The sequence below is a fragment of the Bradyrhizobium sp. AZCC 1693 genome, from assembly GCF_036924745.1.
Lineage (GTDB): Bacteria > Pseudomonadota > Alphaproteobacteria > Rhizobiales > Xanthobacteraceae > Bradyrhizobium.
Genome location: NZ_JAZHSD010000001.1, coordinates 714,002 through 738,838 on the forward strand (window position 1 = coordinate 714,002; position 24,837 = coordinate 738,838).

Below are 24,837 nucleotides of genomic sequence, written 5' to 3' on the forward strand. Positions count from 1 at the left end.
CGATGCCCGCTCACGCGCTTGATCCTCAATTCCAGTTACTCGAATCCACTTCTTCCGATAATTATTTGTTGTCGCAGAGGCAAAACGCGTTCACCAGCGTAAGCCTTCTAATTTCAAGTGCTTTTCGCCCCAATCGTAGCAAAAAAGCCTCACATTCCGTTAAACGGGCGCCGGCCGAACATCGCGCCGGGATTGCCGCGTCACGGCCCCTTTGCGCCCCGTCAAATCCGCCTGCGGCCTTCCTGTGCGACATTCCGGCACTACATAGGCGGCGAGCCCTTCAGCGGAGATATCAATGACATCCAAGGCCATCGTTAAGTGTGACAAGAAGTGGAGAAGTCTGGCCTTGGTGGTGTTGGCGCTGACGTTCTGGCAGGCAGGCCCGGCGTCGGCCGCGGATGAACCCGACCTGATTTTTCGCCGTTCGACCGTGTTCAAGTGGCTGAGCCCCAACGATAAGCTCGCGACCTATGCCGTCGACGACCCCGAAGTCGACGGGGTGGCCTGTCACTTCACGGTGCCGGAGAAGGGCGGCTTCAAGGGCTGGCTTGGCCTTGCCGAGGAGGTCTCGGATATTTCGCTGGCGTGCCGTCAGATCGGCCCCATCAAGTTCCAGCATAAGCTCGAGCAGGGCGACGACATGTTCCGGCGGCGCCGGTCGCTGTTCTTCAAGAAGATGCAGATCGTTCGCGGCTGCGATGCCAAACGCAACGTGCTGGTTTACATGGTCTATTCGGACAGGCTGATCGAGGGTTCCCCCAAAAACTCGACGTCCTCGGTGCCGATTATGCCCTGGGGGGCCGCCGACGCCGCGATTCAGAAATGCGGTGAATTCTTTCAGTAGTCCGATGCCACCCGGGGATCCGGGATCCGAGGTCGGATTCGGGATGAGGGCTTCGGGCTTACCGTTTGAGCGGTTTGGAATATTGGCGGGCCTCCGGGCCGAACCCGGCCTTGCGGTCACGGCAGCCGACCAGATGCACTAGTTGTTGCGGCGCCGATACATTGCCGCGAAATTCGCTGTTTTGCTGGGACATCGCGCCACAAAGGCCCGCAGCTGAGGCTTTTCCTTGAGCCTTTTCTTGGCGCTCTGGCTTCAGGGAAGGATCGATCCGCGGTCCGGAGCCATTTTCAACCGCCGGCTGGCCGGGTTTGCGGGTCGGGGTGTCATTGCCAACATTGATGTTGCCACTGCCCACGACGGCTATCCTTTGTTGAGGAAGAGGTCACCAACGCATCAGCACACGGAAAGTTGCACGGTGTTCGTTGAGTCGGCCGGATCGCGGCTTCGGTTCATCCGGTCAGCCAGTGAACGAGGCGTCCTCCTCCACGCGAGGAGGGCCAAAGCGACCCCAATGACCGGCTTCCGATGTTCAGCCTGATCATCTCAAGTCAGGGCGTCGCGGCTGAATTCATTGAATTTTTCCGGCCATTGTTTCGTCCGCTCGAACCGACGAAACAATTCTCCTGGGCGACGAAACCATTTTGCGTTTTTGGCGCAGATGTCCGGAAACAGCCGACGGTTATCAGGTGGCCAACGAGACGGCGGGCACTGCCGGCCACGGACTACCGGAGACAGTCAGATGCGGACCACCAGCTTCATCCTCGCCTTCGCCTTCATCCTGGCTGGTCCCTCGATGGCTGGTTCGTCGGACCAGAACCTGCCAGGCGTCGGCACCTTCGCCTATCATGGCTCGCCGGTTGCGACCCCCGCGTCCCAGCCGATGGTCGTGGCCGCCAAGTGAGCGCGACGGAACCTTTGCAAAAAGGTCGCGTTTGCAAAAAGGTCGCCGATAGCAAAAAAGATCGCCGGTAAAGGCCCTGTATGTTCGTACGCATCTGCTCAGCCGTAATCCTGTCGTTCTTCGTTCTCGTCGGCGCGCCGCAGGCCCAGGCTCAAGTCCAGGTCCAGTTTCAGCCGCCGCAGACCTCGTTCCGTTCCCTCTTCAAGGTGCCCGATCCGCGTGGCGAGTTCGTGCGGCTCTGCGCGCCCCATATGGTCGGCCGCTGGGCGCATCCCGAAGCCGTTTGCGGCTGCCTGCACGATTATGCCGCCGCGACCGTGGAAGATGCCGATTTGCGCGAAGCGCTGCTGCGCGGCATCAGCGAGACCGGGGTGCCGACGATCGAGACCGCGTGGGTGCCGGCGTCGAAGCAGTCCGAGATCGGCCCGACCTTCACCAAGATCGCCAAGCCGACATTGCAATGCATGTTCGAGCCGGCGACGAACCAGTAAATTCAACGCGGCTTAGCTCCGACCTACTTTCCTTGCAGGCTCGATACGCCGGATCACGGCCATTGTAGGCAATGGACCGGTTGACGATCTGCGCGACGCGCCCTGGCGCGGAGTCGTCGGTCGATACGGAAGCTGGTACGTAGGTTCGTCCTCGGGACAGGCTGTATGAAGGAGCTGCCATGCGATCTCTTGTTATCGGCCTGATCGGCCTGTTGTCGTTGGTCACATCTTCGGCGTTCGCTGCCGACGCGGCAACACAGGAAGCCAACAAGAAGGCCGTACTCGAATTCTACGATGCGGCGCTCAACCGGAAGGACTTTGACGCCGCCGCGAAGTTTTTCGGGCCGCACTACATCCAGCACAATCCGACGGCGCCGGACGGTATCGAAGGCTTCAAGGCCTTCCTCGGCTTCCTGCGTGAAAAGTTTCCAGACTCCCGCAGCGAGATCAAGCGCGCCTTCGCTGACGGCGACTACGTGATCCTGCACGTTCACAGCGTGCGCGAGAAGGGCGCGCGTGGCCGCGCCATCGTTGACATTTTCAGGCTCGCGAACGGCAAGATTGTCGAACACTGGGATGTCGTGCAGGACATTCCCGAGAAGGCCGCCAACGGCAACGGCATGTTCTAGGCTGAGGCGATCGCGGCGATCGCCGCTATCGCTTCTTCGTTCCCAGCCGTGGGATGCACTTGCGGGTGCGTAGCACGCCTGAAGTCGTCATCTGCGAGCCCTGGACTTCCTTGATTTGTCCGGCCGGGCACGATCCATCGTCGACCAGGACCCGCTGGCCGAGCCGCAGGTCGGCAATGTCTTGCTCGCGTGAGAACGCTTGCGCGAAGGCCGCCGTTGCGATCAGGCACAAGGCAAGGCCGGCGGGCAGGGCAAGGCATCGGGCAGCCTTTGTCGTCATCATTCCGGCCTCGCTCACTTGGTCTTGATCTTCAGCCCATCGGGGCCGACATTGATCTGCAGGCCCTCGGGTTCTTGCTTGGCTTTGTAGAGATTGTAGCTGAGCACGCCGACCGCGACGATCAACACGCCGATGACGAGGTACAGAACGTTGCGATTGCCGGGCATCCGGTGCTTCCGCCGTGATATTGAATCAGGCGTCGAGCTTAGTGACGCGGCGGCGATTCTGATAGGGCGCCGGCCGACCAGAGCGGTCAGGTCGCGGCCTTCGGCCGTTTGACTTTGCCGGTTCCACCCTTGTTCGGCTTGCGACTTGCCTGCAAGGCGGCGAGCGATGACTTCGCCAGTCGTTCGGCCGATGCGATCAGTTGCGGCAGCGGATGGCCTGCAAAGCCGAGGACGAAACCGGGAAGGGGGCGCGCGCGAAAACAGGTTTCCGCCAGCAGCCAGCCCGCGACGCCGGCCTCCGTCTTTGCCTTGGCGGCAACCAGCGGATCGGTCGATGGATCGAACCGCGCGACCAGATGCAGGCCCTGCGAGGGCACCGGCACCGATAGAAGGCCGTCCGATGCCGCCGACAAGGTCGAGGCCAGCACGTCACGCGCTTCGCGATAGATCCCGCGCACCTTGCGCAGGTTGGCCGCGAACGCGCCGGAATTGAGCATGTCCGCCACCGCGCCTTCGAGCAGCGTGCCGGGAAAGCGGTCGAGCGCGGCACGGGCCGTCGTCACCGGTCCGACCAGCCGCTCGGGCAGCGCGCAGTAGCCGATGCGCAATCCAGGAAACAATGTCTTTGCAAATGTGCCCATGTAGATGACGCGCGAGAGGTGATCGATGCCGGCGAGCGACAGCAAGGGCGCACCGTCGTATCGAAACTCGCTGTCGTAATCGTCCTCGATCACGAAGGCGCCGGCGTCCCTGGCCCAGTCGAGCAATTCCAGCCGCCGCGTCATCGACATCTGCACGCCGAGCGGAAACTGGTGCGACGGCGTCACGTAGGCCGCGCCCGCCGACGGCGCAAGCGTTCGGCCCCTGACCACGATCATGCCTGAGGCGTCGACCGGCACGGAGACGGGGCGCAGGCCATAATGCCCGATCGCCCGTCTCGCCGCGGGATAGCCCGGATCCTCGCACCAGATTTGATCGCCGGGCTTGAGGATCGCGCCCAGCACGATCCGCAATGCATGCTGCGTTCCCGACGCCAGCATGATCTGGTCCGGATCGCAGCGCAGTCCGCGCGCCGACAGCAAATGATCGGCAATCGCAGCGCGCAGCTCGCGGCTGCCCCTGGGGTCGCCGTATTGCAGGTGCTCGGTACCGAAAGCGCGCATGCGCCGGCCGACAAACGACCTGAAGCGCTGCAGCGCCCTTTCATCGATATGCGTGCAGCCGAGCGCGAGCGCGCCTTGCTGCGGCGCCTCGATCGCGATCGTCGTTTTGCGGGCGTCGTTTATGCGCGCGGGGATGCGTGCGGCGACGAAGGTGCCGGAGCCGACGGTCGCCATCGCAAACCCGTCCGCGATCAGCCGCTCATAGGCCGAGGTGACGGCGTTGCGGCGAAAACCGGTCTGTTTGGCCAGCGTTCGCTGCGGCGGCAGCGGCTCGCCGGGTTTGGCGATCCCGCCTGTTATGGCGTGGCAGAGCGCCTGGTAGAGCCGGTGCTGCGAGGCGGCACCCGGTGTCACATGCGGCCCGTCAAGGTCGAGCGGAAGCTCGGCCTTGAGCCGCGTCGTCAGAGAATTGGTCGGAATTTTTCGCATGGAATTGGCACTATCGCAGACCAAATTTGCCGGTACAACTCCCCTGACCGGGCCAATCCCGAGAGGAGCTACCGTGACGATCGAAGGCGAAACCACCAATTCCTATCCGTTGTCGCCGCGCAATCAGGTCAAGCGCCTGCATGAGCGTGGCTCCTATGATCGGGCGAAGATTCACGGCCTGCTCGACGCCTCGATGCTGTGCCACGTTTCCTATGTGGTCGATGGCCAGCCCTACTGCACGCCGACCTTCTTCTGGCGCGAGGGAAGCAAATTGTACTGGCACGGCAGCAGCGCCAGCCGCATGCTGAGAAACCAGTCCGGCGGCCAGCCTGTCTGCCTCGCGGTTGCGCACCTCGACAGTCTCGTGCTGGCGCGCTGCGGCTTCAATCATTCGGCGGATTACCGCGCGGTGATGGCCTTCGGCACCGCCCACCTCGTCACCGACCAAGCCGAGAAAGAGCGCGCGCTGGTCGCCATGGTCGACCGCTTCTTCCCCGATCGCACCGCCAGCCTGCGGCAAAGCACGGCGCAGGAGATCAAGGCGACGTCGGTGATTGCGATGGAGATCGAGCAGGCGTCGGCGAAGATTCGCGCCAAGGGCGTTGGCGACGACGAGGAGGACTACGAATTGCCTGTTTATGCCGAGCGCATTCCGGTGCGCACCGTGCTGGGCGCACCCGAACCGTGCCCGCGGCTTCTGGACGGCGTCGAACGCCCGGCGTCGCTGCGCGGCTATTCGGAAGGCCGCCTGCTCGAAGATGCATTGCGGGATGCGCATTTTGCGCATTACGCCGGCGGCTGAGATCGGGGTAGGGTGCGCGCTCCCGACCTTAATTCTCGACCGGAGCTGCCGCATGACGACCGATACGCAACAAAAAATCCTCGACGCCGTCGATGCCGGCTTTGATGCGCAACTGGCGACGACGCGGGATTTCGTTGCGATCCCCTCGACCCGCGGCGCCGAAGGGCCGTGCCAGGACATGATCGGCGACCTTCTGCGCCAGCGCGGCTACGAGGTCGACGACTGGCATATCGCCGTCGAGGACCTGAAGGATCTGCGCGGCTTCGGTCCGATCGAGCATGATTTTTCCAGGGCGCGCACGGTGGTCGGCACCTACCGGCCGGCGAACAATGCCGGCAAATCGCTGATCCTGCAGGGCCACTGCGACGTGGTGCCGGCAGGACCCCTCGATATGTGGGAGACGCCGCCGTTCTCGCCGGTCATCAAGGACGGCAGGATGTACGGCCGCGGCGCCTGCGACATGAAGTCCGGCACCATCGGCGCGCTCTATGCACTGGATGCGATCAGGGCCGCCGGCCTGCGCCCCACGGCGCGCATTCACTTCCAGTCCGTGATCGAGGAAGAGTCCACCGGAGTCGGCGCGCTCTCGACCTTGCAGCGCGGTTACCGCGCGGACGCCTGCTTCATCCCGGAGCCCACCGGCGAGACGATGGTGCGCTCGCAGGTCGGCGTGATCTGGTTTCGCCTGAAGGTGCGCGGTTTTCCCGTGCATGTGTTTGAGGCCGGCGCCGGCGCCAACGCCATCATGGCGGCGTATCATCTGATCCATTCGTTGCAGAAGCTCGAAGCCGAGTGGAACGAGCGCGCCAAGAAGGATCGGCACTTCAACGCGGTCGCCCATCCGCTCAACTTCAACCCCGGCATCATCAAGGGCGGCGACTGGGCCTCCAGCGTGCCGGCCTGGTGCGACGTCGATTGCCGGATCGCGGTGCTGCCGGGCTGGTCGATCGCCGAATGCCAGAAGGAGATTCTGGCCTGTGTGTCGGCGGCCGCATGCGACCATCGTTTTCTCTCCAACAACCCGCCGCAGGTGGAATGGTCGGGCTTCTTGTCGGAGGGCTATGAATTGACCAATTCCGCTGAACCGGAGGCTGCTTTTGCAAAAGCGTTTGGCGCAGTCTATGGCGGCACGGTGCCGGACCGCGCCTTCACCGCTCTGACGGATACGCGGTTCTACGGGTTGAACTACAACATCCCGAGCCTGTGTTTCGGCGCGACCGGGGCGGCGATGCACGGCTTCAACGAATATGTCGAACTGGAGTCGCTGCGGAAGTCGACGAAAGCGACCGCGCTGTTCATCGCGGAATGGTGCGGGGTGGAGAAGGTGTAGCTCGTTCTCCCGTCGCCCCTGCGAAAGCAGGGACCCATAACCACCGGCGCTGATTGGAGCGGAAGATGACTGCTAAGTCGCGTCATTGATGGGCCGCGGCGTATGGGTCCCTGCGTCCGCAGGGACGACGGCTAGACTGCTGGCTTCCCCCACAACGCCTTCACGATCGCATCCAGCCCATCCGTCAGCGCCGCCGGCCCCGGCTGCAAAATCAACGGCGACTTGATCTCGACAATGCGGTTGTTCTTCACCGCCGGGATATCGTTCCAGCCCGGACGCTGCCTGATCCGATCCGGCACGACCTTCTTGCCGCACCAGGAGGCGAGGATCACGTCGGGCGCCGTGTCGCGCACCATATCGGGCGAAATGATCCGGTCCTTGGCGGCCTGCTCAAACCGCAACTTCGGCAGCGCGTCCTCGCCGCCGGCGATCTCGATCAGTTCGGATACCCAGCCGATGCCGGAGATCAACGGATCGTCCCACTCCTCGAAATAGACTTTTGGCTTGGGCTGTGGCCGGGGCGTCGCCGCGATCCGCGCCAGGCGCGCTTCAAGATCGCTCGCGAGCCGATCGGCGCGCTCCGCCACGCCAACGATGGCGCCGAGCGTGCGGATCATCGCGAGGATGCCGGCAATGTCGCGTTGATTGAAGACATGGACGGCGACGCCCGCGCGCACCAGATCGGCGACAATATTCGCCTGCAGGTCGGAGAAGGCCAGCACGAGATCGGGCTCGAGCGCCAGAATCTTCGGAATGTCCGCGGAGATGAAGGCCGAAACCCGCGGCTTCTCGCGGCGAACCTGCGGCGGTCGTACCGCATAGCCGGAGACGCCGACGATGCGGTCCTGCTCGCCGAGCAGATACAGCGTCTCGACGGTCTCTTCGGTCAGGCAAACGATCCGGCGGGGCGGGAACTGGCGCATGGCGACGGTATGCCGAATTACGGAGGCGATGTCACGGCAGCCATTACCTGCGACGTCATTGCCGGGCTTGACCCGGCAATCCATCCTATCAAAAACATCTCTTTGGAAGATGGATACGCGGGTCAAGCCCGCGTATGACAGATCATAGAACCGCCGGAGGACCAATGACGCCGCTCGAAAAGATCCAATCGATGAAGATGCCGTTTGCCGAATTGAAAGGCGTAACCTTCACCGAAGCCGGAATGGATCGGGTGGTGGCGAAGATGCTGGTGCGGCCGGATCTCTGCACGTTGCGGAACACGATTCACGGCGGTGCCATCATGGCATTTGCCGACTCGGTCGGCGCGGCGGCAACCGTCATCAACCTGCCTGCGGACGCCAAGGGCACCACCACGATCGAGAGCAAGACCAATTTCATCGGCGGCGCCAAAGAGGGCTCGACCGTGATCGCCACCGCGACCCCGGTGCATCGGGGTCGCCGCACCCAGGTTTGGCAGACGCGGCTGGAGACCGAGGACGGCAAGCTGGTGGCGATCGTCACCCAAACGCAGATGGTGCTGTAGCTTCAGGCCATCTCCACCGTCTGCACGGCGTTCAGCATTCCGGTCTGCGGGTGACAATCCACATATTCGAAAAGCTGTTCGTCGGCGCGGGCGACGGTGACCTCGTGGTAGAGTCGCAATTTTGCGGCCGGCCCAAGCGTCGACAGGTACTTCATGGCGGCGCCGAATATCCTGACGTGGGTCGGGTGCGATTCAGCCCAGCGTTCGAGCGCCGACAGGCTTTTCCACCAGCTCATGCCGTAGGACTTTTCGGTCGTCGCGCCGTCGGGGCCGACGACGGTCATGTAGCGGTTGGCGTAGCAGCCGATCGAACGTCCCTGGTCGCGCAGAAAATCCATGCCTTCGCGCAGCACCGGCTCGACATCGCCGAGGTACATCTTGCGTTCGGCGGCTTCCGTGTCGCCCCAATCCTGGCCCGACCGGATCAGGCAGAGGTTGTCATGCGGGATAATCCGGATACGTGCGCCGTCGCGGATCGCGCGGGCAGCGCCTGAAGCCGCCAACTCACTGGTTTGGGAAAGCGGGATGCGGTCGCGCATGCCGCCCCAATAGGCGTGCTCCAGAACTTCGCCGCTCATGCCATCAGCGAGAACGGCGACACCTTCGGGGCGGTCGAGGGATGAGAACAGCGTCTCATGGCCTTCCACGGAGGGGTAAAGCGCCTCGATGAAGGTCCCGAACCCGTTGTTGGTCCGCTGCTCGCCGGTCCAGCGCTCGCGCGCGGCCGGAAACCAGCGATCGAATGTTTGAGGGTCGTCCCAATAAGCCACCGTGACGACGTTGGTGAAACTGGCCTCGTCGACATAGCTCGCGCGGTCCCAATGCGATGGACCATCGGCGGTTGCGAAATCCGACGCGAGCCGGATCAACGCCTGTTCCGCGTCGACCGGCAGCGCGCCGCGGGTCTGGATGCCGAAATAGGCCATCACCACCCGCGTCACGCTTGGTTTGTGCCGCGCCACGAAGGACGGGTAGGGCGGCGCATAATCATCGCCGACCCGGCGGTGATGCGTTCGTGCGGTTTGCAGATGCGAGGGGATTGCGGATTCCATCGGCCTGCTCCTTGTCTGAATTGAAGCGCGTCAGGCCTGCAGCCTGATTTCGCTCATGATCTCGGCATCGACGGGAAGCGAGAAGTGCTCGACGCGGTTGGCGCGCGTGGTGTTGAGCAACAGCCGCGTGACGTCCGGCCGCGAATAATGCCCGGCCGGATCGGCGGCGTTCTTTGCCACCCCGATCATGCCGAGATCGATATCGGCGTACAAAATGCCTTCCTGGTCGGGCGGCAGTTTCTCGGCCAGCGGACTGCCGTCCGGCCCGTAGATTACCGCGTGGCCGCCGCCGGCATGCAGGAAGGCGTGCTTTTCGGGGGAGTCGCAGAGCTCGTCGATCATCGCCTGCGAGACGACGGCGCAGGGGCCGAGGAAGAAGCACGAGCCTTCGACCGCATAGACCTTGCTGGCGGCGTTGTTGACCTCATGGCCAAGCGCATGCGCGAACGGGTCGTACAGCGAAAAGCTCGGCCAGGCGCCGACATGCACCTGCTCGTTCTGGGCATACATCGCGTATTTCGACAGCGGCTGCAGGTGCTCCCAGCAGCACAGCGCGCCGAGCCGTCCGACGTCGGCGCGATCGTGAACCGCGAGATCGCTGCCGTCGCCTTCGCCGAACACGGTGCGTTCGGCATGGGTCGGCCGCAGCTTTCTGCGCTTGGCGATGGTCTCGCCGTCGGGCCCGATCAGCCATTGCGCGATATAGAGACTGCCGCCGTCGCGTTCCGACAGTCCGAGCACCGCGGTCAGCTTGGCGCGTTTCACGGCTTGGCGGATCTTTTCCGCCTGTGGGCTTTCGAAGGCGAGCGAATTGTCGAAATAGCGCTGCACAAAGCCGCGGCCGATCGCCCAGGCGGGCGCGCCGAGCCAGATCTGCCACGGATATCCGGGAATGAAGGTTTCGGGAAACGCGATCAGCTTGGCGCCCTTCGCCGAAGCTTCCTCGATCAGCGCGATGGTCTTGTCCACGGTGGCATCGAGATCGAGAAAGACCGGCGCCGCCTGAACCACCGCCACCTTGTATTTCTGATGAACCAGACCCATCGCATCGTCCCTTTCGCGTGGAAAGCCGATAATCGCTGGGTTGCAAGCCTACAGCCAAGGCAACGCGCGCCGCTTGTCCGCAGCGGAACGAAAACTTGTCTTAACGCGCAGATCGACGCCGGATGCCCGTGGCGCGGCAGGAAGGAGGGGACCGGGCCGAAGGCGTTATTGGCGTGGCTGCTCGCGCCATTCGCGCGGCGAAACGCCAAACCGCTGCTTGAAGATGCGGCTGAAATGGGCGAGGTCGTTAAAACCCCACGCGAAGGCGATCTCGCCGATGTGCCGGGCCTGGTAGGCGGGATCGGCAAGATCGCGCTTGCAGCGCTCCAGCCGCTGTGTCTGCACGTAGCCGCGGAACGAGGTCTGTTCGGCGGCCATCAGATCGCTGGCGTAGCGCGGCGAAATTCCTGTCGCCGCCGCAGCGCGCGGCAGCGATAGCTCGGGATCGGCGAGATGCGTCAGGATATGATTCTTGAGGCGATAGAGCAGCGCCGAGCGGTGGACCGACTGATCCGGCAGGCGCGCGTGCAGCCGGTCGGCCAGCGTCATCGCGAGCAGGTCGAGCGCCTGGTCGAGCAGGCGGCTTGCGGCCGCGGGATCGACCAGCTCGATCGTCCTGCTCACATTGCGCGCGAAATCATAGGTCAGCCGTTCGAGCGGGCGATCGCCTGCAAAGGTCGTCGCCGTCAAACCATCGAACGAGCCGACGCGCTGTTGCAGCAGCTTGCGCGGCATCTGGAAGATGGTCTGCGAAAAGCTGTCGTCGAAGCGCAGCTCATAGGGGCGGGTGGTGTCGTAGATGACGAATTGTCCCGCGGAGACGATCGCCTCGCGGCCGTCCTGGAAGACGCCGTTCACGCCGTGGTTGCCCAGCGCCATCAGCACGTAATCTTCGCTGGCGCGGGCGATGCGCGATGGCGTGCGGAACACCCGCTGGGCGGTGGAATCGACCTGCGTGAGCGCCACCGGTCCGATTCTGCATTGCGAAACCGCGCCCCAGAACGCGCCGCGCATGTCGGATTTGCAGTCGAGGCCGACGAAAGTGTCGCAGACGATGTCCTGCCACACCGCAAGCCGGCGTTCCGGAAGGCAAGAACTGGTGTCGAGCACGACGGCCACGACGGACCTCCACGAACCATCCGGGTGTGTTGTTTAAAGCCTGCTGCGCTCAAAAATAAGCAATCCCCGTGCCCAGTCTGCGCCGGGTGCCCAGCCTTCACAATTGGTTAATAGAGATGTGTCAGTAGCGCGTGATCTGTCGTGTGTTTGTAGCTCGTGAAGTGTCGTGTTTTTGGTGCCCTGGAACAAAGGGGGCACGATGGGCACGGCATCCATTCACGAGGGTGTACGACGGATGCGGTTTTCGGATTTGCTGGATCGGACGGAGGCGAAGGAACTGACGCAGGTGGCCGCGGCTGAGCTTCTCGGGATCAACGTGCGGACGTTTCAACGTTGGGCGGAACGCTATGAGGCGGAGGGCGATGACGGGCTTGTCGACCTCCGTATGGGGCGGCGATCGCCGCGGCGCGCGCCGGAGGAAGAGCTTGAGCGGATGCTGGGGCTGTTCCGGGACAGGTACGCGGACTTCACGGTGAAGCACTTCCACGAGCAGCTGCAAAAGCGGCATGGCTATGTGCTTGGCTACACGGTGACGAAGCTGGCCTTGCACGCGGCGGGCTTGGTGCGGAAGGCGCCGAAGCGTTCGGCGCACCGCAAGAAGCGTCCGCGCCGGCCGCTTCCGGGCATGCTGCTGCATCAGGACGGGTCGCGCCACGCCTGGATCGAAGGTCTGCCGGCGATGGACCTGATCGTCACGCTGGACGATGCGACGAGCGAGATCTACTCGATGTTTCTGGTCGAGGAAGAAGGCACGGCGTCGACGTTCCAGGCCTTGGGCGAAGTGATTGGCGGGCGCGGCCTGTTCTGCGCGCTCTACACCGATCGCGGCAGCCATTATTTCTACACCCCGAAGGCTGGCGAGAAGGTCTCGAAGACGCAACAAACCCAGGTGGGACGGGCTTTATCGCATCTTGGGATCGAGCATATCGCAGCCTATTCGCCGGAGGCGCGCGGGCGCTCCGAGCGGATGTTCGGCACGCTGCAGGGCCGGCTGCCGAAGGACCTGCGGCTCGCCGGGATCAGGACGGTCGAAGCCGCCAATGCGTGGCTGAGGGCGCATTACATGGCCGAGCATAACGCGGCGTTTGCGATCAAGGCCGAACAGCCGGGCACGGCGTTCGTCGCCGATCGCCACGAGGCTTGGCGCGAAGCGCTGTGCGTGATCGAAGACCGAACCGTCGCCAACGACAATACGATCGCATGGAACGGTCGGCGGCTGCAGCTGCCGGAGAGCCGGCTCAGGCCCCACTTCGTCAAAGCCCTGGTGCGGGTCCATGAGTATCCCGATGGCACCGCGAGCGTGTTCCTTGGCCCGCACCGATTGGCGACGTTTGCCGCCGACGGACACCAGATCAGCCCCGACGCGCCTCAGCCTGGCAGCGTGCTCGGAGCCGTCAAGGACAAGCCCTTGCGGGCGCGCAAGCGCGCGTCCTTGACCGCCCCTGCGCGCGCCGCCGTCGAGATAGCGCGGGTCGGGGCGGAGAAACGGGCTTCAAGTCGAACAAAGAAACCGACCAGGAGGGCTAACCCGGCAGCAATATCCGTGGCATGACCAACCCGGAGGAAACCGTCCACGCCTTCCGGCTCCTCCGAAACTCAACAACGAAGGCGACAGATCACGAGCTACAAAAATACGACAACTTCACCCGCTACGGACATTGGTTAATAGAGATGTCACTAAGCCGCTGGAATGATTGCCATTATTTAAGGCAGTATACGGACAGTCCGGGCTTGAATTTCATGCTGCGATGCACAATATGGATGGTCTAGGGATTCGACGCCTCCTCGAGGGCCTCTCTCAGAGGAGTTCAGGATATGTACCTCATCCATATCGCGGCAGCGCTCGCCAATAGTAGCGTGCGCACGCTGAGCCAGCAGGAAGAATTGCCGCTGTTGCGCGATCACCTGCTGCGGCTTGACCGCACCAGCCGCCGCGACCGCTTCCATGGCTTCATGGATGACAGCTTCATCGAGCGCTACGCCGAGAAATGCGCCGATGACGGCACGACCATCATCGCTTTCTTTGAAAACGGCGTGGTTCGGGGCGCAGCCGAGCTGCATCCGCCGGACCAGTCACCGGATTCGCTCCCCGAGATCGCGTTCAGCGTCGAAGCGTCGGTGCGTCGGCGGGGCGTCGGCAGCATCCTGTTCCGCAAGCTGATCACGGTGGCGCGCGCCAAGGGCTACAAGAGCCTGCGGATCACCACCGGTGCGCAGAACGAGCCGATGCGGGCGCTCGCCAACAAGTTCGGCGCGCAGCTCGTGTTCCGCCACGGCGAATCCACCGGCACCATCGACCTGACGAAACAGGATCAGACGGAGCTCGCGACCACCTGGGCGGACAGCACGCTGAATGCCGCGCGCACGGTCGCGAATTTCAACCGTGCCTATTGGCGGATGCTGCTTCGGATGTATGGCTGGGGCCGCGCGGCCTGAGCGGCGCGTTCAATCACGGCAATTCGCTGACGTCAGATCCAGCGAATTGCCCAAAACCTTCAGAGCCCGGTCCTGATTGAATCAGAACCGGGCTCTGGTCTTTTCAAAACCGCTACAGGCTTCAGGTGCCGGTGCGCTTGTCGTTGCCGAATCGCCTGACGACGCGGCGCTCGACCACGACCGCGCGCTGGGCGCCTTGCTCGCCCGCGATGATGCGGGTGGCCGATCGCGCTACTGCGCGGCCGGTCTTCTTCACTTCAGCCAGCACTTCCTCGTAGGGCAGGCCCATCAGCGCGGCGGCGATTTCCGCCTGCTGCTGCTGATCATCGGTGATCCCCACCGCGGCGAAGATTGCCTCCTCCAGCGTCGGCGGATCCCGCCGGACGCGCCGTGTGCCGTATTTCGTGTTCCAGTCTTCGCTCATAGGGGCCTCGCATCTGATTGCGGAGATACCTAGTTGCCCTTATGTTGCATTGCAATACGAATTTCACATGGCAATACAGCCATGCATCTACAATTTCTCCAGCCTGGTAGCGTCATACAGTTCGATCGTGGTGGCGCCTTCCGCAAGCCCCTGCAGCGATCGGACGAAATCGCGCGAGGCGGGGACCGCAAAATGCGCCAGCAGGGCGGCGCGATCGGCCCATTGCTCGAAAAACACCAACCGCAGCGGATTCTCGCAATCGACATGGACGGCATGCGAAATGCAGCCGGGCTCGGTGCGTGAGCGATGGACGTGCTCGAGGCTCAATTTGCGTACCTCGTCAAAACTCTCCGCGCGCGCGGTCACGCCGCCGGTCACCACGATCATGTTGTCCTCTCGTTTTTTCGCAGCTCTTATGGCGCGGAATTGCCGGCGGCGCTCAGGTCAAGTGGCTGCTGCGGCCAGCGTTTCAGCGCGGCATGTCCGGCGTCGGTCAGCACGTAAATGCCGCGCTCGGCGCGGTCGAACCAGCCATAGACATTATGCAGCAGGATCTTGCCGGCGTCGGGAATATCGGCCCGCAAATCCTTCACACGTCGCGGCCCGCCCGACAGCGCCGAGGCGCAGGCCAGCGCCTGCTGCCGATAGGCCGTCATGATCGGCGCGCGCGTCGAGCCGCCCAGCGCAGGATCGCCCTTGCGCTTCTGATGCTCGGCGACCAGCCGCGAGCGTTTTTTTGGATTGCGGCGAGGGGCTGCCGTCGCGGGCTGGACGATCACCTCGACATCGCCCGTGCTGGTGACCGCCAGCATGCCGAAGCCTAAGCGGCGGCAGAGATTGCGATACCGCGCGTCGCTCTCGCGGCCCTTGCCACGGGCAGATAATTTGGCTGCGAGCCAGACCTCGTCGGCGGCGCCGGCGCGATCGACCGCTTGCAGGATCAGTTCCAGGTTGAAGGAAAGCTTCAGTTCGCCGATCACCACAATCGGCGGATCGTCGCCGCTCAGCGCCACCAGATCGCAGCCTCCGACCTCGCCCTTGACGGTGAAGCCGAGCTTTTCGAGGAAGCGTTTGACGGGAAGATAAAGCGCGGTTTCCAAAACTTGCTCCGGCGGCGCGTGGGCCGCGACTCAACGTCCGGACTCTAGCCGAATTCCGGCAAGGCAATCGCGCAATGGCTTCTTGAAGATCCTCAACGGTTGTCATTGCTGGAATATAACACCGATGGACGAAGCGAAAAGGGCGCGTCGCTCTCCTAAACCCTCCCGTTCACCGGCAGCAGCGCGCCGGTGACGGCGCTGGCCGCGTCGCTGGCGAGGAACAGGATCACGTCGGCCAATTCCTTCGGCGTCACCCATTTGGCGAAATCGGCTTTGGGCATGCTGGCGCGATTGGCCGCGGTGTCGATGATCGAGGGCAGCACGGCGTTGACCGTAATCTTGCCCTTGAGTTCGGCGGCGAGCGCATCGGTGAGGCGATGCACGCCGGCCTTGGAGGCGGCGTAGGCGCCCATGCCACTGCCTGCCTGCAGCGCGCCCATCGCGCCGATATTGACGATACGGCCGGCCCCCGACGAGATGAGATGCGGGATCGCCGCGCGTGACGCGTTGAGCGCAGTCATGACGTTGAGCGCGTACATCCGTTGCCAGGTCCCGGGATCGCCGTCTGCCACTGTTTCGAAGGCGAAGCCGCCGGCGGTGTTGATAAGCGCATCGAGCTTGCCGAAATGCGACGCGGCGGCGTCGATTGCTTTCCTGGCCTGGGCCGCATCGGTGAGGTCGACGCCGCCGAGTTCGAATAGATCCGCGGTGGCCGGTACCTGCGTCGGAGCATGGTCGACGCTTGCAATCCTGGCGCCTCGCGCCAGCGCCTCCTCCGCAACGACGCTGCCGAGAGCACCCAGCGCGCCTGTCACGACCATAACTTTCCCGTCCATGATGGGCCTCCGCCGGCGAATGGGAGCACATCCTATCAGGAGTTTTTCAATCGCAACGCGGCGAATTTCTGCATGAATGGCCGGTCTCGCGAGCCCAAATTGCCACGGCGGCCCCTGCGTGGCGGCCGTCAGCAACGTAGGACTACGGGATGGGGCGGAATCGATAAAATTTGCCGGAGTTCTGTAAGCCGTTTTCAGAATCCGTTCGGTACAACCGGATACCAACAAAAAGGCAGGGGGATTTGTCATGGGTTTGCCGGATCATGGTTTACCGCTTGTTCAGCTTAAGGAGCAGCGGCGCGACCTTGTCGTCGCGTTGCAAAATCGCAGCGGTCCGGTCTCGAGCTGGGAATTGATGCAGATCGCTGCGATCCAGCAGGCGATCTCGGCGTTCGAGGACGTCATCGCCGATCTCGATGCCGAAATGGAAATGGAAGCCGCGGCCTGAGCCGATAGCCCGCGGACCGCCACGGGCCTGCTTTACGGCTTGCGCGTGGCGGATAAGATCGCGGCATGCGCCACGCTCTCGCATTTCCACTCATTCTCATCGCACTATATGTGCAGCAAGCGGCTGCCATGCATGCGGCGTGCGTGAGGATCTGCCGGTGACGCTCGATGCGCGCGGCCGCGTGCGCTTTAACGCGATGCTCTATGTGCCCAAGGGCAAAACCAGCAACGACTATAAAGTGCAGGTCAACGTCAGGACGACAGGCGACAAGCCGTCCGCGCAGGTCGTGTCGATGCGGCGGGTGAAGTCAGATTAGGTCAGCCTGCAGATCAGTCTCGCAGATCAGTCTTGCAGGTAGCGCGCTTCGAGGCTGGCGCGCTCGGCGGTACCGAGACCGAGGCCATCGCGAAGATAGCTTTCGAGATCGCCGTAGTCGGCGTCGATCGCCTCGAACGCGGCGGCGAGGAACGATGCCTGCACCGAGCCGAGCACCTGCTTGACGTCGTCGGGCAGGTCGCTGCTGTGATTGGGATCCCGGCGGTAGAAGCGGTTGGTCAGGAGATAGTCTTCCGAGATGATGTCCTCGGAGACGCCGAGCGCATGCAGGATCAGCGCGCAGGCAAAACCGGTGCGGTCCTTGCCGGCGGTGCAGTGGATCACCAGCGGCGCGCGATCTTCCAGCAGATGTGAAAACAGCGTGCGGAAGTGCTGCGTGTTTTTCTGCACATAGCTGCGGTAGGAGTCGCGCATCACTTCGACGGCGTGGTCCGTCGACAGCGGCGTGCCTGCGGCCGCGATGGCGCGCAGCGCCGCGACCACGGTCGGTTCGACCGGCAGCGAATGGACGGTGATTTCAGGCATGCCGCACAGGGCGGCGGCGCGCTCCTCGGTGCCGCGAAAGTCGAACGCGCTGCGGACGCCCAGCTCCCGCAGCACGGAGGCATCGTCATCGGTGAGGTGGCCAAGATGGTTGGAGCGGAAGATCTGCCGCCAGCGCACAGTCCGGCCGTCGGCTGTCGGATAGCCGCCGAGATCGCGGAAATTGCTGGCGCCGGAGAGATTGAGATGGCGGGCGGGGAAGGCAGACATTGGCTGGTTCGGATGATCTTGAGTGGCGGAGGGGGAAGGGCATGTCGTCCGCTCCCGTCTCGTCTATACTGAACCCTGCAGGGGGTGAAACATGAATTGTCGCAGGAGTACGATTTTTAGCGCTGCGCTATGTGCCGCGGTGATAGTAACCGCGCCGTCGGCCGCGTTCGCGCAGTCGACTTTCCGGAACTATCGCTGCGCTGACGGGGCGCAGTTCATTGTCGGGTTTTTCCAGTACGATTCCCGCGCCCATCTGCAGCTCGACGGCAAGGCGCTGACTCTGCCCAAGCGCGTGGCGCTGTCGGGATCGCGTTATCAGGCGAAGGGTGTGACCCTGAGGATCACCAGGGCCGGGGTCGCAACACTCAAGCATGCCAAGCGGCCGGTCACCACATGCGAGCAGACATGAAAAAGGGCCGAAACGGCGTTGTTCCGACCCTTTTTTAGTTCGCCGACCGCGCCTCACTTGTTGGGCGCGTCCCTGTCAAACACCTCCCGGACATCAGTGGTCGCGCCCGTTCTTTTCGTCCTCGATGGCGGCGGCGTGGTACCAGCTGTCGCTGCAATCCGCGAGGTTGGCCGGCGGCGGGGCGGCAAACTCGGTCTTGGCTTCGCCATAGCGGCGTCCCCCGAGAGCCGCGCGGCCCCCGGTCGGGAATTGGTAGATCCTTGCGGACCCCTGATTCACACCCGTATTCATCATCACAGTCTCTCCTTTTGCCGTGGCGCGAGCCTCCATGGTGCGCCCGACTCGTTCTCTACTGGTTACATAAGTCGATATTGTCGGTGCCCCGGGCGGGTGCAAGGTGACCAAGAGAGCGTCACTTTCTGTCTAATTCGTAGGCATTTTTGGCGTTGCTTCCTCCAAGGCACCGGGCGGATGACCAACGCGTGAGCCGATGGCATGGTTGCGCGGATGGCTCGGCATCCGCCGCGGATGCGTTGAACGGGTGCCGCAGCTTTAATCGCCGAGCGGCACGGAAGCGAAAGTGCCGGAGAAATGGGCTGGATTCCGGCTGTAAACCTGACGCAGAGCCGCCCGATTTACGGGCCTGCCGCGCTTCTATGTCGCAGCTTTTATTTTAGCCCGCAGCCAAGGTGTCCTGTGGATAGCCTCTTCCGCAGTGCAGCGACTGGCACGTTAAATGCTTGGTGGAGAGTGGCCTGACGTGGCCGGGTACACGTATGCGGAGACCTCCAGGGGGCTGGGCGTCAAAATCCAGATTTCAAGGCTTCGGTCTTCCGCATTCCACTAGCAACTCAAGAGAGGCTCAATGACCAAGTACAAGCTCGAGTATATTTGGCTCGACGGCTATACGCCGACGCCGAGTTTGCGCGGCAAAACGCAGATCAAGGAATTCGACAAGTTTCCGACGCTGGAACAGCTTCCGCTGTGGGGCTTCGACGGCTCCTCGACCATGCAGGCCGAAGGCCACAGCTCCGATTGCGTGCTGAAGCCGGTCGCGGTCTATCCGGATGCCGCGCGGGAAAACGGCGCGCTCGTCATGTGCGAAGTCATGATGCCCGACGGCAAGACCCCGCACGCCTCGAACAAGCGCGCGACCATCCTCGATGACGAAGGCGCCTGGTTCGGCTTCGAGCAGGAATATTTCTTCTACAAGGACGGCCGTCCGCTGGGCTTCCCGTCCGACGGCTATCCGGCGCCGCAGGGCCCGTACTACACCGGCGTCGGTTACTCGAACGTCGGTAGCGTCGCCCGCAAGATCGTCGAAGAGCACCTCAACCTCTGCCTCGCCGCCGGCATCAACCACGAAGGCATCAACGCCGAAGTGGCGAAGGGCCAGTGGGAATTCCAGATCTTCGGCAAGGGCTCCAAGACCGCTGCCGACCAGATGTGGATGGCGCGCTACCTGATGCTGCGTCTCACCGAATCTTACGGCATCGACATCGAATTCCACTGCAAGCCGCTCGGCGACACCGACTGGAACGGCTCCGGCATGCACGCCAACTTCTCGACCAAGTATATGCGCGAAGTCGGCGGCAAGGAGTACTTCGAGAAGCTGATGGCGGCCTTTGACAAGAATCTCATGGACCACATTGCCGTCTACGGGCCGGACAACGACAAGCGCCTGACCGGCAAGCACGAGACCGCGCCCTGGAACAAGTTCAGCTACGGCATTGCCGACCGTGGCGCCTCGATCCGCGTTCCGCACTCGTTCGCCAACAACGGATACAAGGGCTATCTGGAAGACCGCCGTCCGAACTCGCAGGGCGACCCCTACCAGATCGCGTCCCAGATCCTGAAGACCATCGCGGAAGTCCCGACCGGCGCCAAGGCGGCCGCGGCCTAAGGGACTTACGATAAGGGACCTTATGACCCGGGCGCGCCCGGGCTGCAAAGCTGATCCGCCAAGGCGAAACCGCCTTGGCGGATCATTGCGTTTTGATGACACGCCGTCTTGATGAGTTTGATTCAATTCCGCCGGTTCAAGGCCGTTTCCTTGCGTTATGAAGCGCGCTAGACAGCGGCATGGGCTCGCCGGGGACACGGCATTGTTTGAGGGATTTTACAAAGTCAGGTTTCAGCTTGGCGCTGCGGTCGGCCGCAGCGTGATGTATGCGCGCGACGGCAGGATGCTCGGCGGCAATTCGGCCTTTGCCCATATCGGCACGTACGAAAAACGGGATGACGGCGTCGACATCGTGATCCAGACCGTCCGCCATAACCCGGACCCGAATTACCGCGCGATGGCCGGCACCGACGATGCCACCCTGCTGGCAAGGGGCAGGGCTGACGGAGACCTCTACCGTTTTGAAGGGGGCTTGAAGGAATTGCCCGGCGTGGCGTTTCACTCGGTGATGACGCCGATCGAGCAGGATGCCGTACCGATCGCCGGTGGCGTCGGCGAGGGGGGCATCGTCAACGGTCTCTATTCCATTCACATCCGCATGCTTGACGGTGTCGAGGGCGGCCTGACAGGCGTCATGTTGCTCAATGAAGGCCGCATCCTGGGCGGCGATGCCTCGTTCTATTATCTCGGCACCTACACCTCGGAGAAGGGCCGCTGGAAGGGGCAGATCCTGAATCAGGAGCACACGCCGGCCATGGGGGAGAATCCCATCTTCGGCGGGCACGAAGTCGGCATCGGCTTTTCCGGCACCTGCGGCAAGGAGGGCGCGATGCTCGAGGCGACCGCGCTCGCCGGCAAACGCAGCCTTCGCATGACCGCGGTGCTCAAGCTGATGCACCAGGTGTAGTGGCCGATGAGCGATACTGTGCGCGTGCTCTCGACGCTGGCGCTGAAGGGCGCCGTGCACGACCTGACCAGCCAGTATCAGGCGGCCGGCGGTGCGCATATCGATGCCGATTTCGCCCCGACACTGGCGCTGCTGGAGCGGTTGCGAGCGGGTGAGGCGGCCGACGTCGTCATCCTGACCCGCGAGGGGCTGAACGAGGTCGCGCGCGAGGCGCGGGTGGCGGCGGAAAGTTGCGTGGATCTCGCGCGATCTTTTGTCGGCATTGCCGTGAAAGCCGGCGTGGCCCATCCGGATATCTCAACCGAGGTGGCGTTGCGCGTGGCGTTGCTCGGCGCGCGTTCGGTGGCCTATTCGCGACTCGGCGCCAGCGGCATTCTGTTTGCGAAATTGATCGAGCGGCTCGGCATTGCCTCCGACATCAACGCCCGGGCGGTGATCATTCCGCAGGGCTTTACCGCCGATCGGCTCGTCACCGGCGAGGCCGATCTCGCGGTCCAGCAGATCAGCGAGCTGAAGCAGGTCGCCGGCATCGATGTGGTGGGACCCATTCCACACCAACTGCAAACGCCGGCAGTCCGCAGGACGAATGGCGGCGACGAACAGGCCGGCCGAAGCAGACCGGCTGTTGCGGTTTCTCGCTTCGCCCGAGGTCGCGCCAGCGCTGCGCGACAGCGGGCTGGAGCCTTGAATTTCACTCCCTGATCATGACGACGCCGGCGATCAGAAGAGCAGCGCCTGCAAGCCGCGCGGCGCCGATGGGATGCGGCGTCAACCCAAACGCGCCGAAATGATCCAGCGTCACCGCGGCGAGCACCTGGCCGGCGATGACAAGCGCAAACAGCGTCGCCGCGCCGAGCGAGGGCAGCAGCAGGATCGCCAGCAAGATGAAGGCGGCGCCGAATACGCCGCCGGACCATGCGTACCACGGCACATCGACGACGGTCTTCCATGACGGCACCCGTTCGCCGAGTGCGATCACCGCGACGATCATGGTGACGAGGCCGCCGGCATAACTGACCAGCCCCGTCCAGGCCGGAGATCCCAGCGCCGTGCGCAGGCTGCTATTGAGCACCTGCTGGGTCGTGACGCTGACGCCGCCGCCGAGCGCGAGGAGATAGAGGAAGAAATGTTGCACCGAAGCCTCCATTCATTCCGCGCCGGCAGAGCGATCCGGCATTGCAGGGCTTGAGACAACGCGAATAGCCGGCTCGGAACAAGAGGCCCCTCGGCGCAATTATTGCTGACGGGGACTCGCCAACAAGCGGTGCTTTCCATGATCCGAAAACTGCAATCAGGCGAATACCGGCTCTATTCCCGCAAAATCAACCCGAAAACGGGCAAGCGCCGTAACCTTGGAACCTTCAAATCCCGCGCGGCGGCGGAAAAGCATGAGCGCGCCGTGCAGTATTTCAAGCGGCACTGAACCTGCGTTAAAACGCGGCTGGTTCCGGGCTTCCGGCAGTGCTATGCCCCGCGAGACAATTCCATAGTGCGGGACATTTTCGTTGCTGAACGGGCTCTACAAGGTCGAGTATGGCGTGAACGACGCGTTCGGCCGCAGCATCATGTGCATGCACAATGGCAAGCTGCTGGGCGGTAATTCGGCCTTCGCCCATCTCGGGACCTATCAGGAGATGGCTGAGGAAATTATCGGCGAAGTCATCACCCAGCGTCACAATGACGACCCCTACTACAAGCCGCTGATGGACACCGACGTCGCCGCCATCAGCGTGCGAGGCAAGCTGCAAGGCAACAAGATTCGTTTTGAAGGCAGCGCCGCGCCGCGGCCGGGCGCCCTGTTCTGGGCCGAGCTGACGCGGCTCGACGACGAGGGTTTGCCTCCGGTCGGCACCGTCGGGCAGGGCGGCATCGTCAACGGGCTCTATTCCCTCCAGCTTCGCGCGCTCGACGGCGTCAAGGCCGGCCTGTCGGGCGTCATGCTGCTGCTGGACGGCCGCATCCTTGGCGGCGACGCTTTCTTCTATTACCTCGGCGCCTATTCCTCGGCCGACGGCCGCTGGAAGGGCGAGATCCTCAACCAGGAGCACACCCCGGCCAAAGGCGAAAACCCCGTGTTCGGCGGCCATGAGGTCGGCATCGGCTTTACCGGCACCTGCGACGAGGCGGGTGCCGAACTCGAAGCCATTGCACTCGCGGGCAAGCGCAGCCTGCGGCTGGCCGCCACGCTGAAACTGATGCGGCCGGCTTAGATTCGTTTGCGCCGCGCGAAAAACCACGCGGTAACGACGACGGGTGCGCCAACGGCAATCCAGGAAAAATAGCGGCCAGCGCCTTCGGAGAGCAGTGCCGTCAATAGCCCCGCAACGGACAGCACGCCGATCAGCAGCGGACCGCCGTATATGCTCCACCAATTGCCGCTGGACCGCGGTTTGCGTGCAGCGGTCATTCGGACGGCTGCAACAAAGGCTGCCCCGCGGTGGCGTGGCTGCGGTGCTTGCGGCGTTTGACGATCCATAGATAGAGCCCGCTGCCGATGACCACGATGGTCATGGTGTCGAGCAATGCCCAGATGATCTTCAGCGGCATGCCGCCATAGTCGCCGAAATGCAGCGGCTGCGAGACCAGCAGTGCCTTGAGATAGACGGGAAGGTCGCGCGCGTCGGACACCTCGCCGGTTTCGCCATCCAGCAGCACCGGCTTGAGCAGCCGCGACGTCAGCGGCGTGTGGCCGCGCATGAACACTGCGAAATGATGCGAGCTCGTGAACGGCGTGCCTGGAAAGGCGACGAACGAGACATTCATATCGGGCGCGATCTTGCGCGCTCTATCGAGCGTCGTGTCGAGCGAGGCCAGGTGCACCGGCGGCGGCTTGCCGGCATAGGGCTTGACCATGTCGGCGAGCTCGGTGGCTTTCCACTGGTTCAGCATCACCTCGGCGAGCGTATTGATGACGCCGGTGGCGCCGACCACCAGGGCCCAGGCGATGGTGATGGCGCCGAGCAGATTGTGCCAGTCGAACCAGGCGATACGGCGCGATTTGTCCCTCAGCGTGCCAAAGCTCAGGCGGCGCGTGAACGGCCAGTACAGCACGACGCCGGAGATGATCGCGACCAGGAACAGGAACCCCATCGCGCCGAGGAACAGTTTGCCGGGCTGGCCCGCAAACATATCGACGTGGAGTTTTAAGAATATCAACATCGGACCGCCGCCCACCGAGCCGAGCGGCTTGGCGGTATGGGCGTCGTAGGCGCGCAATGTCGCCGCATCCGGATCGCCGTCGACCTTGTTGTTGGTGTAGGCGATCACGTTGTTCGGTTCGTCCTTGTCCCACAAGATATATTGCAGGACGCGACCAGGATCGTTCGCCAGCGCCGTGCGGGCGATCTCGTCGATGCTTCGTTTGACGGCGCCCGGCTGGACGATCTCGGGTTTCGGATCGTAGCCGAGCAGCTCATCGATCTCGTGATGGAAGATCAGCGGCAGGCCGGTGACGCACAAGAGCAGCAGGAACAGCGTCGATATCAGGCTGCTCCAGGTATGAACCACCGACCAGATGCGAACAGTTCTGGCTTTCAGCGCGGCCTCCC

The 24,837-nt window shown here is 63.3% G+C and carries 33 protein-coding genes and 1 pseudogene; 17 read left to right on the forward strand and 17 right to left on the reverse strand.

Annotation, left to right across the window (positions count from 1 at the left end; genetic code table 11):
• Nucleotides 1-295: 295 nt before the first annotated feature.
• Nucleotides 296-844, forward strand: a complete 549-nt coding sequence (locus V1293_RS03490; RefSeq protein ID WP_334506726.1) for a CreA family protein — start codon at nucleotides 296-298, stop codon at nucleotides 842-844.
• A gap of 58 nt (nucleotides 845-902) precedes the next feature.
• Here V1293_RS03490 and V1293_RS03495 read toward each other — a convergent pair whose 3' ends face one another.
• Nucleotides 903-1,199 (reverse strand): hypothetical protein, encoded by a 297-nt coding sequence (locus V1293_RS03495; RefSeq protein WP_334506728.1) that lies wholly within the window; start codon nucleotides 1,197-1,199, stop codon nucleotides 903-905.
• Between the two features lie 384 nt (nucleotides 1,200-1,583).
• Between V1293_RS03495 and V1293_RS03500 the strand changes: the two genes are divergently transcribed.
• From V1293_RS03500 to V1293_RS03510, 3 genes are all read left to right on the forward strand, one after another.
• Nucleotides 1,584-1,745, forward strand: a complete 162-nt coding sequence (locus V1293_RS03500) for a hypothetical protein (RefSeq protein WP_334506730.1) — start codon at nucleotides 1,584-1,586, stop codon at nucleotides 1,743-1,745.
• 80 nt (nucleotides 1,746-1,825) lie between these two features.
• Complete coding sequence (locus V1293_RS03505; protein ID WP_334506732.1) at nucleotides 1,826-2,236, forward strand: hypothetical protein; 411 nt, start codon at nucleotides 1,826-1,828, stop codon at nucleotides 2,234-2,236.
• 179 nt (nucleotides 2,237-2,415) lie between these two features.
• Nucleotides 2,416-2,865: a nuclear transport factor 2 family protein gene (locus V1293_RS03510; RefSeq protein WP_334506734.1), complete on the forward strand. Its 450-nt coding sequence runs from the start codon at nucleotides 2,416-2,418 to the stop codon at nucleotides 2,863-2,865.
• A gap of 25 nt (nucleotides 2,866-2,890) precedes the next feature.
• Here V1293_RS03510 and V1293_RS03515 read toward each other — a convergent pair whose 3' ends face one another.
• From V1293_RS03515 to pdxR, 3 genes are all read right to left on the reverse strand, one after another.
• Nucleotides 2,891-3,145, reverse strand: coding sequence for a DUF6719 family protein (locus tag V1293_RS03515; RefSeq protein WP_334516607.1), 255 nt, complete (start codon nucleotides 3,143-3,145; stop codon nucleotides 2,891-2,893).
• Nucleotides 3,146-3,159: 14 nt separating this feature from the next.
• Complete coding sequence (locus tag V1293_RS03520) at nucleotides 3,160-3,312, reverse strand: hypothetical protein (RefSeq protein ID WP_190241957.1); 153 nt, start codon at nucleotides 3,310-3,312, stop codon at nucleotides 3,160-3,162.
• A gap of 86 nt (nucleotides 3,313-3,398) precedes the next feature.
• Complete coding sequence (gene pdxR, locus V1293_RS03525) at nucleotides 3,399-4,904, reverse strand: MocR-like pyridoxine biosynthesis transcription factor PdxR (protein ID WP_334506736.1); 1,506 nt, start codon at nucleotides 4,902-4,904, stop codon at nucleotides 3,399-3,401.
• A 79-nt stretch (nucleotides 4,905-4,983) separates the two neighbouring features.
• Between pdxR and V1293_RS03530 the strand changes: the two genes are divergently transcribed.
• Together V1293_RS03530 and V1293_RS03535 are read left to right on the forward strand one after the other, a co-directional pair.
• Entirely contained in the window at nucleotides 4,984-5,706 is a 723-nt protein-coding gene (locus V1293_RS03530) for a pyridoxamine 5'-phosphate oxidase family protein (protein WP_334516608.1), read from the forward strand.
• Between the two features lie 52 nt (nucleotides 5,707-5,758).
• Nucleotides 5,759-7,036, forward strand: coding sequence for an ArgE/DapE family deacylase (locus V1293_RS03535; protein ID WP_334506738.1), 1,278 nt, complete (start codon nucleotides 5,759-5,761; stop codon nucleotides 7,034-7,036).
• Nucleotides 7,037-7,167: 131 nt separating this feature from the next.
• Here V1293_RS03535 and V1293_RS03540 read toward each other — a convergent pair whose 3' ends face one another.
• On the reverse strand, nucleotides 7,168-7,959 hold the full coding sequence (locus tag V1293_RS03540; protein WP_334506740.1) for a cobalamin-binding protein: 792 nt from the start codon (nucleotides 7,957-7,959) through the stop codon (nucleotides 7,168-7,170).
• Between the two features lie 164 nt (nucleotides 7,960-8,123).
• Here V1293_RS03540 and V1293_RS03545 point away from each other — a divergent pair, with 164 nt between their 5' ends.
• Nucleotides 8,124-8,522: a PaaI family thioesterase gene (locus V1293_RS03545; protein ID WP_334436272.1), complete on the forward strand. Its 399-nt coding sequence runs from the start codon at nucleotides 8,124-8,126 to the stop codon at nucleotides 8,520-8,522.
• Nucleotides 8,523-8,524: 2 nt separating this feature from the next.
• On the opposite strand, the gene V1293_RS03550 is transcribed toward V1293_RS03545, so the two are convergent.
• The 3 genes from V1293_RS03550 to V1293_RS03560 form a co-directional block, all read right to left on the reverse strand.
• On the reverse strand, nucleotides 8,525-9,574 hold the full coding sequence (locus V1293_RS03550) for a phenylacetaldoxime dehydratase family protein (RefSeq protein WP_334506742.1): 1,050 nt from the start codon (nucleotides 9,572-9,574) through the stop codon (nucleotides 8,525-8,527).
• A 30-nt stretch (nucleotides 9,575-9,604) separates the two neighbouring features.
• The gene (locus V1293_RS03555; protein WP_334506743.1) at nucleotides 9,605-10,618 is read right to left on the reverse strand and encodes a carbon-nitrogen hydrolase family protein; all 1,014 of its coding nucleotides are present in this window, start codon (nucleotides 10,616-10,618) and stop codon (nucleotides 9,605-9,607) included.
• Nucleotides 10,619-10,783: 165 nt separating this feature from the next.
• A complete protein-coding gene (locus V1293_RS03560; protein WP_334506744.1) occupies nucleotides 10,784-11,737 on the reverse strand; it encodes a helix-turn-helix domain-containing protein in 954 nt (317 codons plus the stop codon).
• A 235-nt stretch (nucleotides 11,738-11,972) separates the two neighbouring features.
• Between V1293_RS03560 and V1293_RS03565 the strand changes: the two genes are divergently transcribed.
• Both V1293_RS03565 and V1293_RS03570 read left to right on the forward strand, forming a co-directional pair.
• Nucleotides 11,973-13,289: an ISNCY family transposase gene (locus V1293_RS03565; protein ID WP_334506553.1), complete on the forward strand. Its 1,317-nt coding sequence runs from the start codon at nucleotides 11,973-11,975 to the stop codon at nucleotides 13,287-13,289.
• A 263-nt stretch (nucleotides 13,290-13,552) separates the two neighbouring features.
• Complete coding sequence (locus tag V1293_RS03570; RefSeq protein ID WP_334506745.1) at nucleotides 13,553-14,173, forward strand: GNAT family N-acetyltransferase; 621 nt, start codon at nucleotides 13,553-13,555, stop codon at nucleotides 14,171-14,173.
• A gap of 121 nt (nucleotides 14,174-14,294) precedes the next feature.
• On the opposite strand, the gene V1293_RS03575 is transcribed toward V1293_RS03570, so the two are convergent.
• The 4 genes from V1293_RS03575 to fabG all read right to left on the reverse strand — a co-directional run bounded on the left by V1293_RS03575 (nucleotide 14,295) and on the right by fabG (nucleotide 16,533).
• Nucleotides 14,295-14,597, reverse strand: coding sequence for a hypothetical protein (locus V1293_RS03575; RefSeq protein ID WP_334387211.1), 303 nt, complete (start codon nucleotides 14,595-14,597; stop codon nucleotides 14,295-14,297).
• A gap of 87 nt (nucleotides 14,598-14,684) precedes the next feature.
• Nucleotides 14,685-14,984 (reverse strand): putative quinol monooxygenase, encoded by a 300-nt coding sequence (locus V1293_RS03580; RefSeq protein WP_334506746.1) that lies wholly within the window; start codon nucleotides 14,982-14,984, stop codon nucleotides 14,685-14,687.
• A gap of 26 nt (nucleotides 14,985-15,010) precedes the next feature.
• Nucleotides 15,011-15,697, reverse strand: a complete 687-nt coding sequence (locus tag V1293_RS03585) for a DUF2161 domain-containing phosphodiesterase (RefSeq protein WP_334506748.1) — start codon at nucleotides 15,695-15,697, stop codon at nucleotides 15,011-15,013.
• Nucleotides 15,698-15,852: 155 nt separating this feature from the next.
• The gene (gene fabG, locus V1293_RS03590) at nucleotides 15,853-16,533 is read right to left on the reverse strand and encodes a 3-oxoacyl-ACP reductase FabG (protein ID WP_334506750.1); all 681 of its coding nucleotides are present in this window, start codon (nucleotides 16,531-16,533) and stop codon (nucleotides 15,853-15,855) included.
• A 247-nt stretch (nucleotides 16,534-16,780) separates the two neighbouring features.
• Between fabG and V1293_RS03595 the strand changes: the two genes are divergently transcribed.
• Both V1293_RS03595 and V1293_RS03600 read left to right on the forward strand, forming a co-directional pair.
• The gene (locus V1293_RS03595; RefSeq protein WP_057839937.1) at nucleotides 16,781-16,981 is read left to right on the forward strand and encodes a hypothetical protein; all 201 of its coding nucleotides are present in this window, start codon (nucleotides 16,781-16,783) and stop codon (nucleotides 16,979-16,981) included.
• 139 nt (nucleotides 16,982-17,120) lie between these two features.
• The gene (locus V1293_RS03600) at nucleotides 17,121-17,297 is read left to right on the forward strand and encodes a hypothetical protein (RefSeq protein WP_334506752.1); all 177 of its coding nucleotides are present in this window, start codon (nucleotides 17,121-17,123) and stop codon (nucleotides 17,295-17,297) included.
• A 26-nt stretch (nucleotides 17,298-17,323) separates the two neighbouring features.
• Here the strand turns inward: V1293_RS03600 and V1293_RS03605 are convergent, their stop codons facing one another.
• Nucleotides 17,324-18,070: a tyrosine-protein phosphatase gene (locus tag V1293_RS03605; RefSeq protein ID WP_334506754.1), complete on the reverse strand. Its 747-nt coding sequence runs from the start codon at nucleotides 18,068-18,070 to the stop codon at nucleotides 17,324-17,326.
• A 139-nt stretch (nucleotides 18,071-18,209) separates the two neighbouring features.
• Here V1293_RS03605 and V1293_RS03610 point away from each other — a divergent pair, with 139 nt between their 5' ends.
• Entirely contained in the window at nucleotides 18,210-18,479 is a 270-nt protein-coding gene (locus V1293_RS03610; protein WP_334506756.1) for an MliC family protein, read from the forward strand.
• A 93-nt stretch (nucleotides 18,480-18,572) separates the two neighbouring features.
• Here V1293_RS03610 and V1293_RS03615 read toward each other — a convergent pair whose 3' ends face one another.
• Nucleotides 18,573-18,773 (reverse strand): DUF2735 domain-containing protein, encoded by a 201-nt coding sequence (locus V1293_RS03615; RefSeq protein WP_334506757.1) that lies wholly within the window; start codon nucleotides 18,771-18,773, stop codon nucleotides 18,573-18,575.
• A gap of 571 nt (nucleotides 18,774-19,344) precedes the next feature.
• Between V1293_RS03615 and V1293_RS03620 the strand changes: the two genes are divergently transcribed.
• The 3 genes and pseudogenes from V1293_RS03620 to V1293_RS03630 all read left to right on the forward strand — a co-directional run bounded on the left by V1293_RS03620 (nucleotide 19,345) and on the right by V1293_RS03630 (nucleotide 21,977).
• On the forward strand, nucleotides 19,345-20,382 hold the full coding sequence (locus tag V1293_RS03620; protein WP_334506759.1) for a glutamine synthetase beta-grasp domain-containing protein: 1,038 nt from the start codon (nucleotides 19,345-19,347) through the stop codon (nucleotides 20,380-20,382).
• A gap of 202 nt (nucleotides 20,383-20,584) precedes the next feature.
• Nucleotides 20,585-21,289 (forward strand): GrlR family regulatory protein, encoded by a 705-nt coding sequence (locus V1293_RS03625; RefSeq protein WP_334506761.1) that lies wholly within the window; start codon nucleotides 20,585-20,587, stop codon nucleotides 21,287-21,289.
• Nucleotides 21,290-21,295: 6 nt separating this feature from the next.
• Nucleotides 21,296-21,977: pseudogene (locus tag V1293_RS03630) on the forward strand (substrate-binding domain-containing protein).
• A gap of 3 nt (nucleotides 21,978-21,980) precedes the next feature.
• Here V1293_RS03630 and V1293_RS03635 read toward each other — a convergent pair.
• Complete coding sequence (locus V1293_RS03635; protein WP_442894204.1) at nucleotides 21,981-22,424, reverse strand: DMT family transporter; 444 nt, start codon at nucleotides 22,422-22,424, stop codon at nucleotides 21,981-21,983.
• A gap of 138 nt (nucleotides 22,425-22,562) precedes the next feature.
• On the opposite strand from V1293_RS03635, the gene V1293_RS03640 reads away from it, so the two are divergent.
• Entirely contained in the window at nucleotides 22,563-22,712 is a 150-nt protein-coding gene (locus V1293_RS03640; protein ID WP_141686549.1) for a hypothetical protein, read from the forward strand.
• A gap of 82 nt (nucleotides 22,713-22,794) precedes the next feature.
• Nucleotides 22,795-23,499: a GrlR family regulatory protein gene (locus V1293_RS03645; RefSeq protein ID WP_334506765.1), complete on the forward strand. Its 705-nt coding sequence runs from the start codon at nucleotides 22,795-22,797 to the stop codon at nucleotides 23,497-23,499.
• On the opposite strand, the gene V1293_RS03650 is transcribed toward V1293_RS03645, so the two are convergent.
• Nucleotides 23,496-23,696, reverse strand: a complete 201-nt coding sequence (locus V1293_RS03650; RefSeq protein ID WP_334506767.1) for a hypothetical protein — start codon at nucleotides 23,694-23,696, stop codon at nucleotides 23,496-23,498. The two genes, V1293_RS03645 and V1293_RS03650, sit on opposite strands and share 4 nt — an antisense overlap.
• Nucleotides 23,693-24,796, reverse strand: a complete 1,104-nt coding sequence (locus tag V1293_RS03655; protein ID WP_334506769.1) for a PepSY-associated TM helix domain-containing protein — start codon at nucleotides 24,794-24,796, stop codon at nucleotides 23,693-23,695. Before V1293_RS03655 ends, V1293_RS03650 begins: the two co-directional genes overlap by 4 nt.
• Between the last annotated feature and the right edge of the window lie 41 nt (nucleotides 24,797-24,837).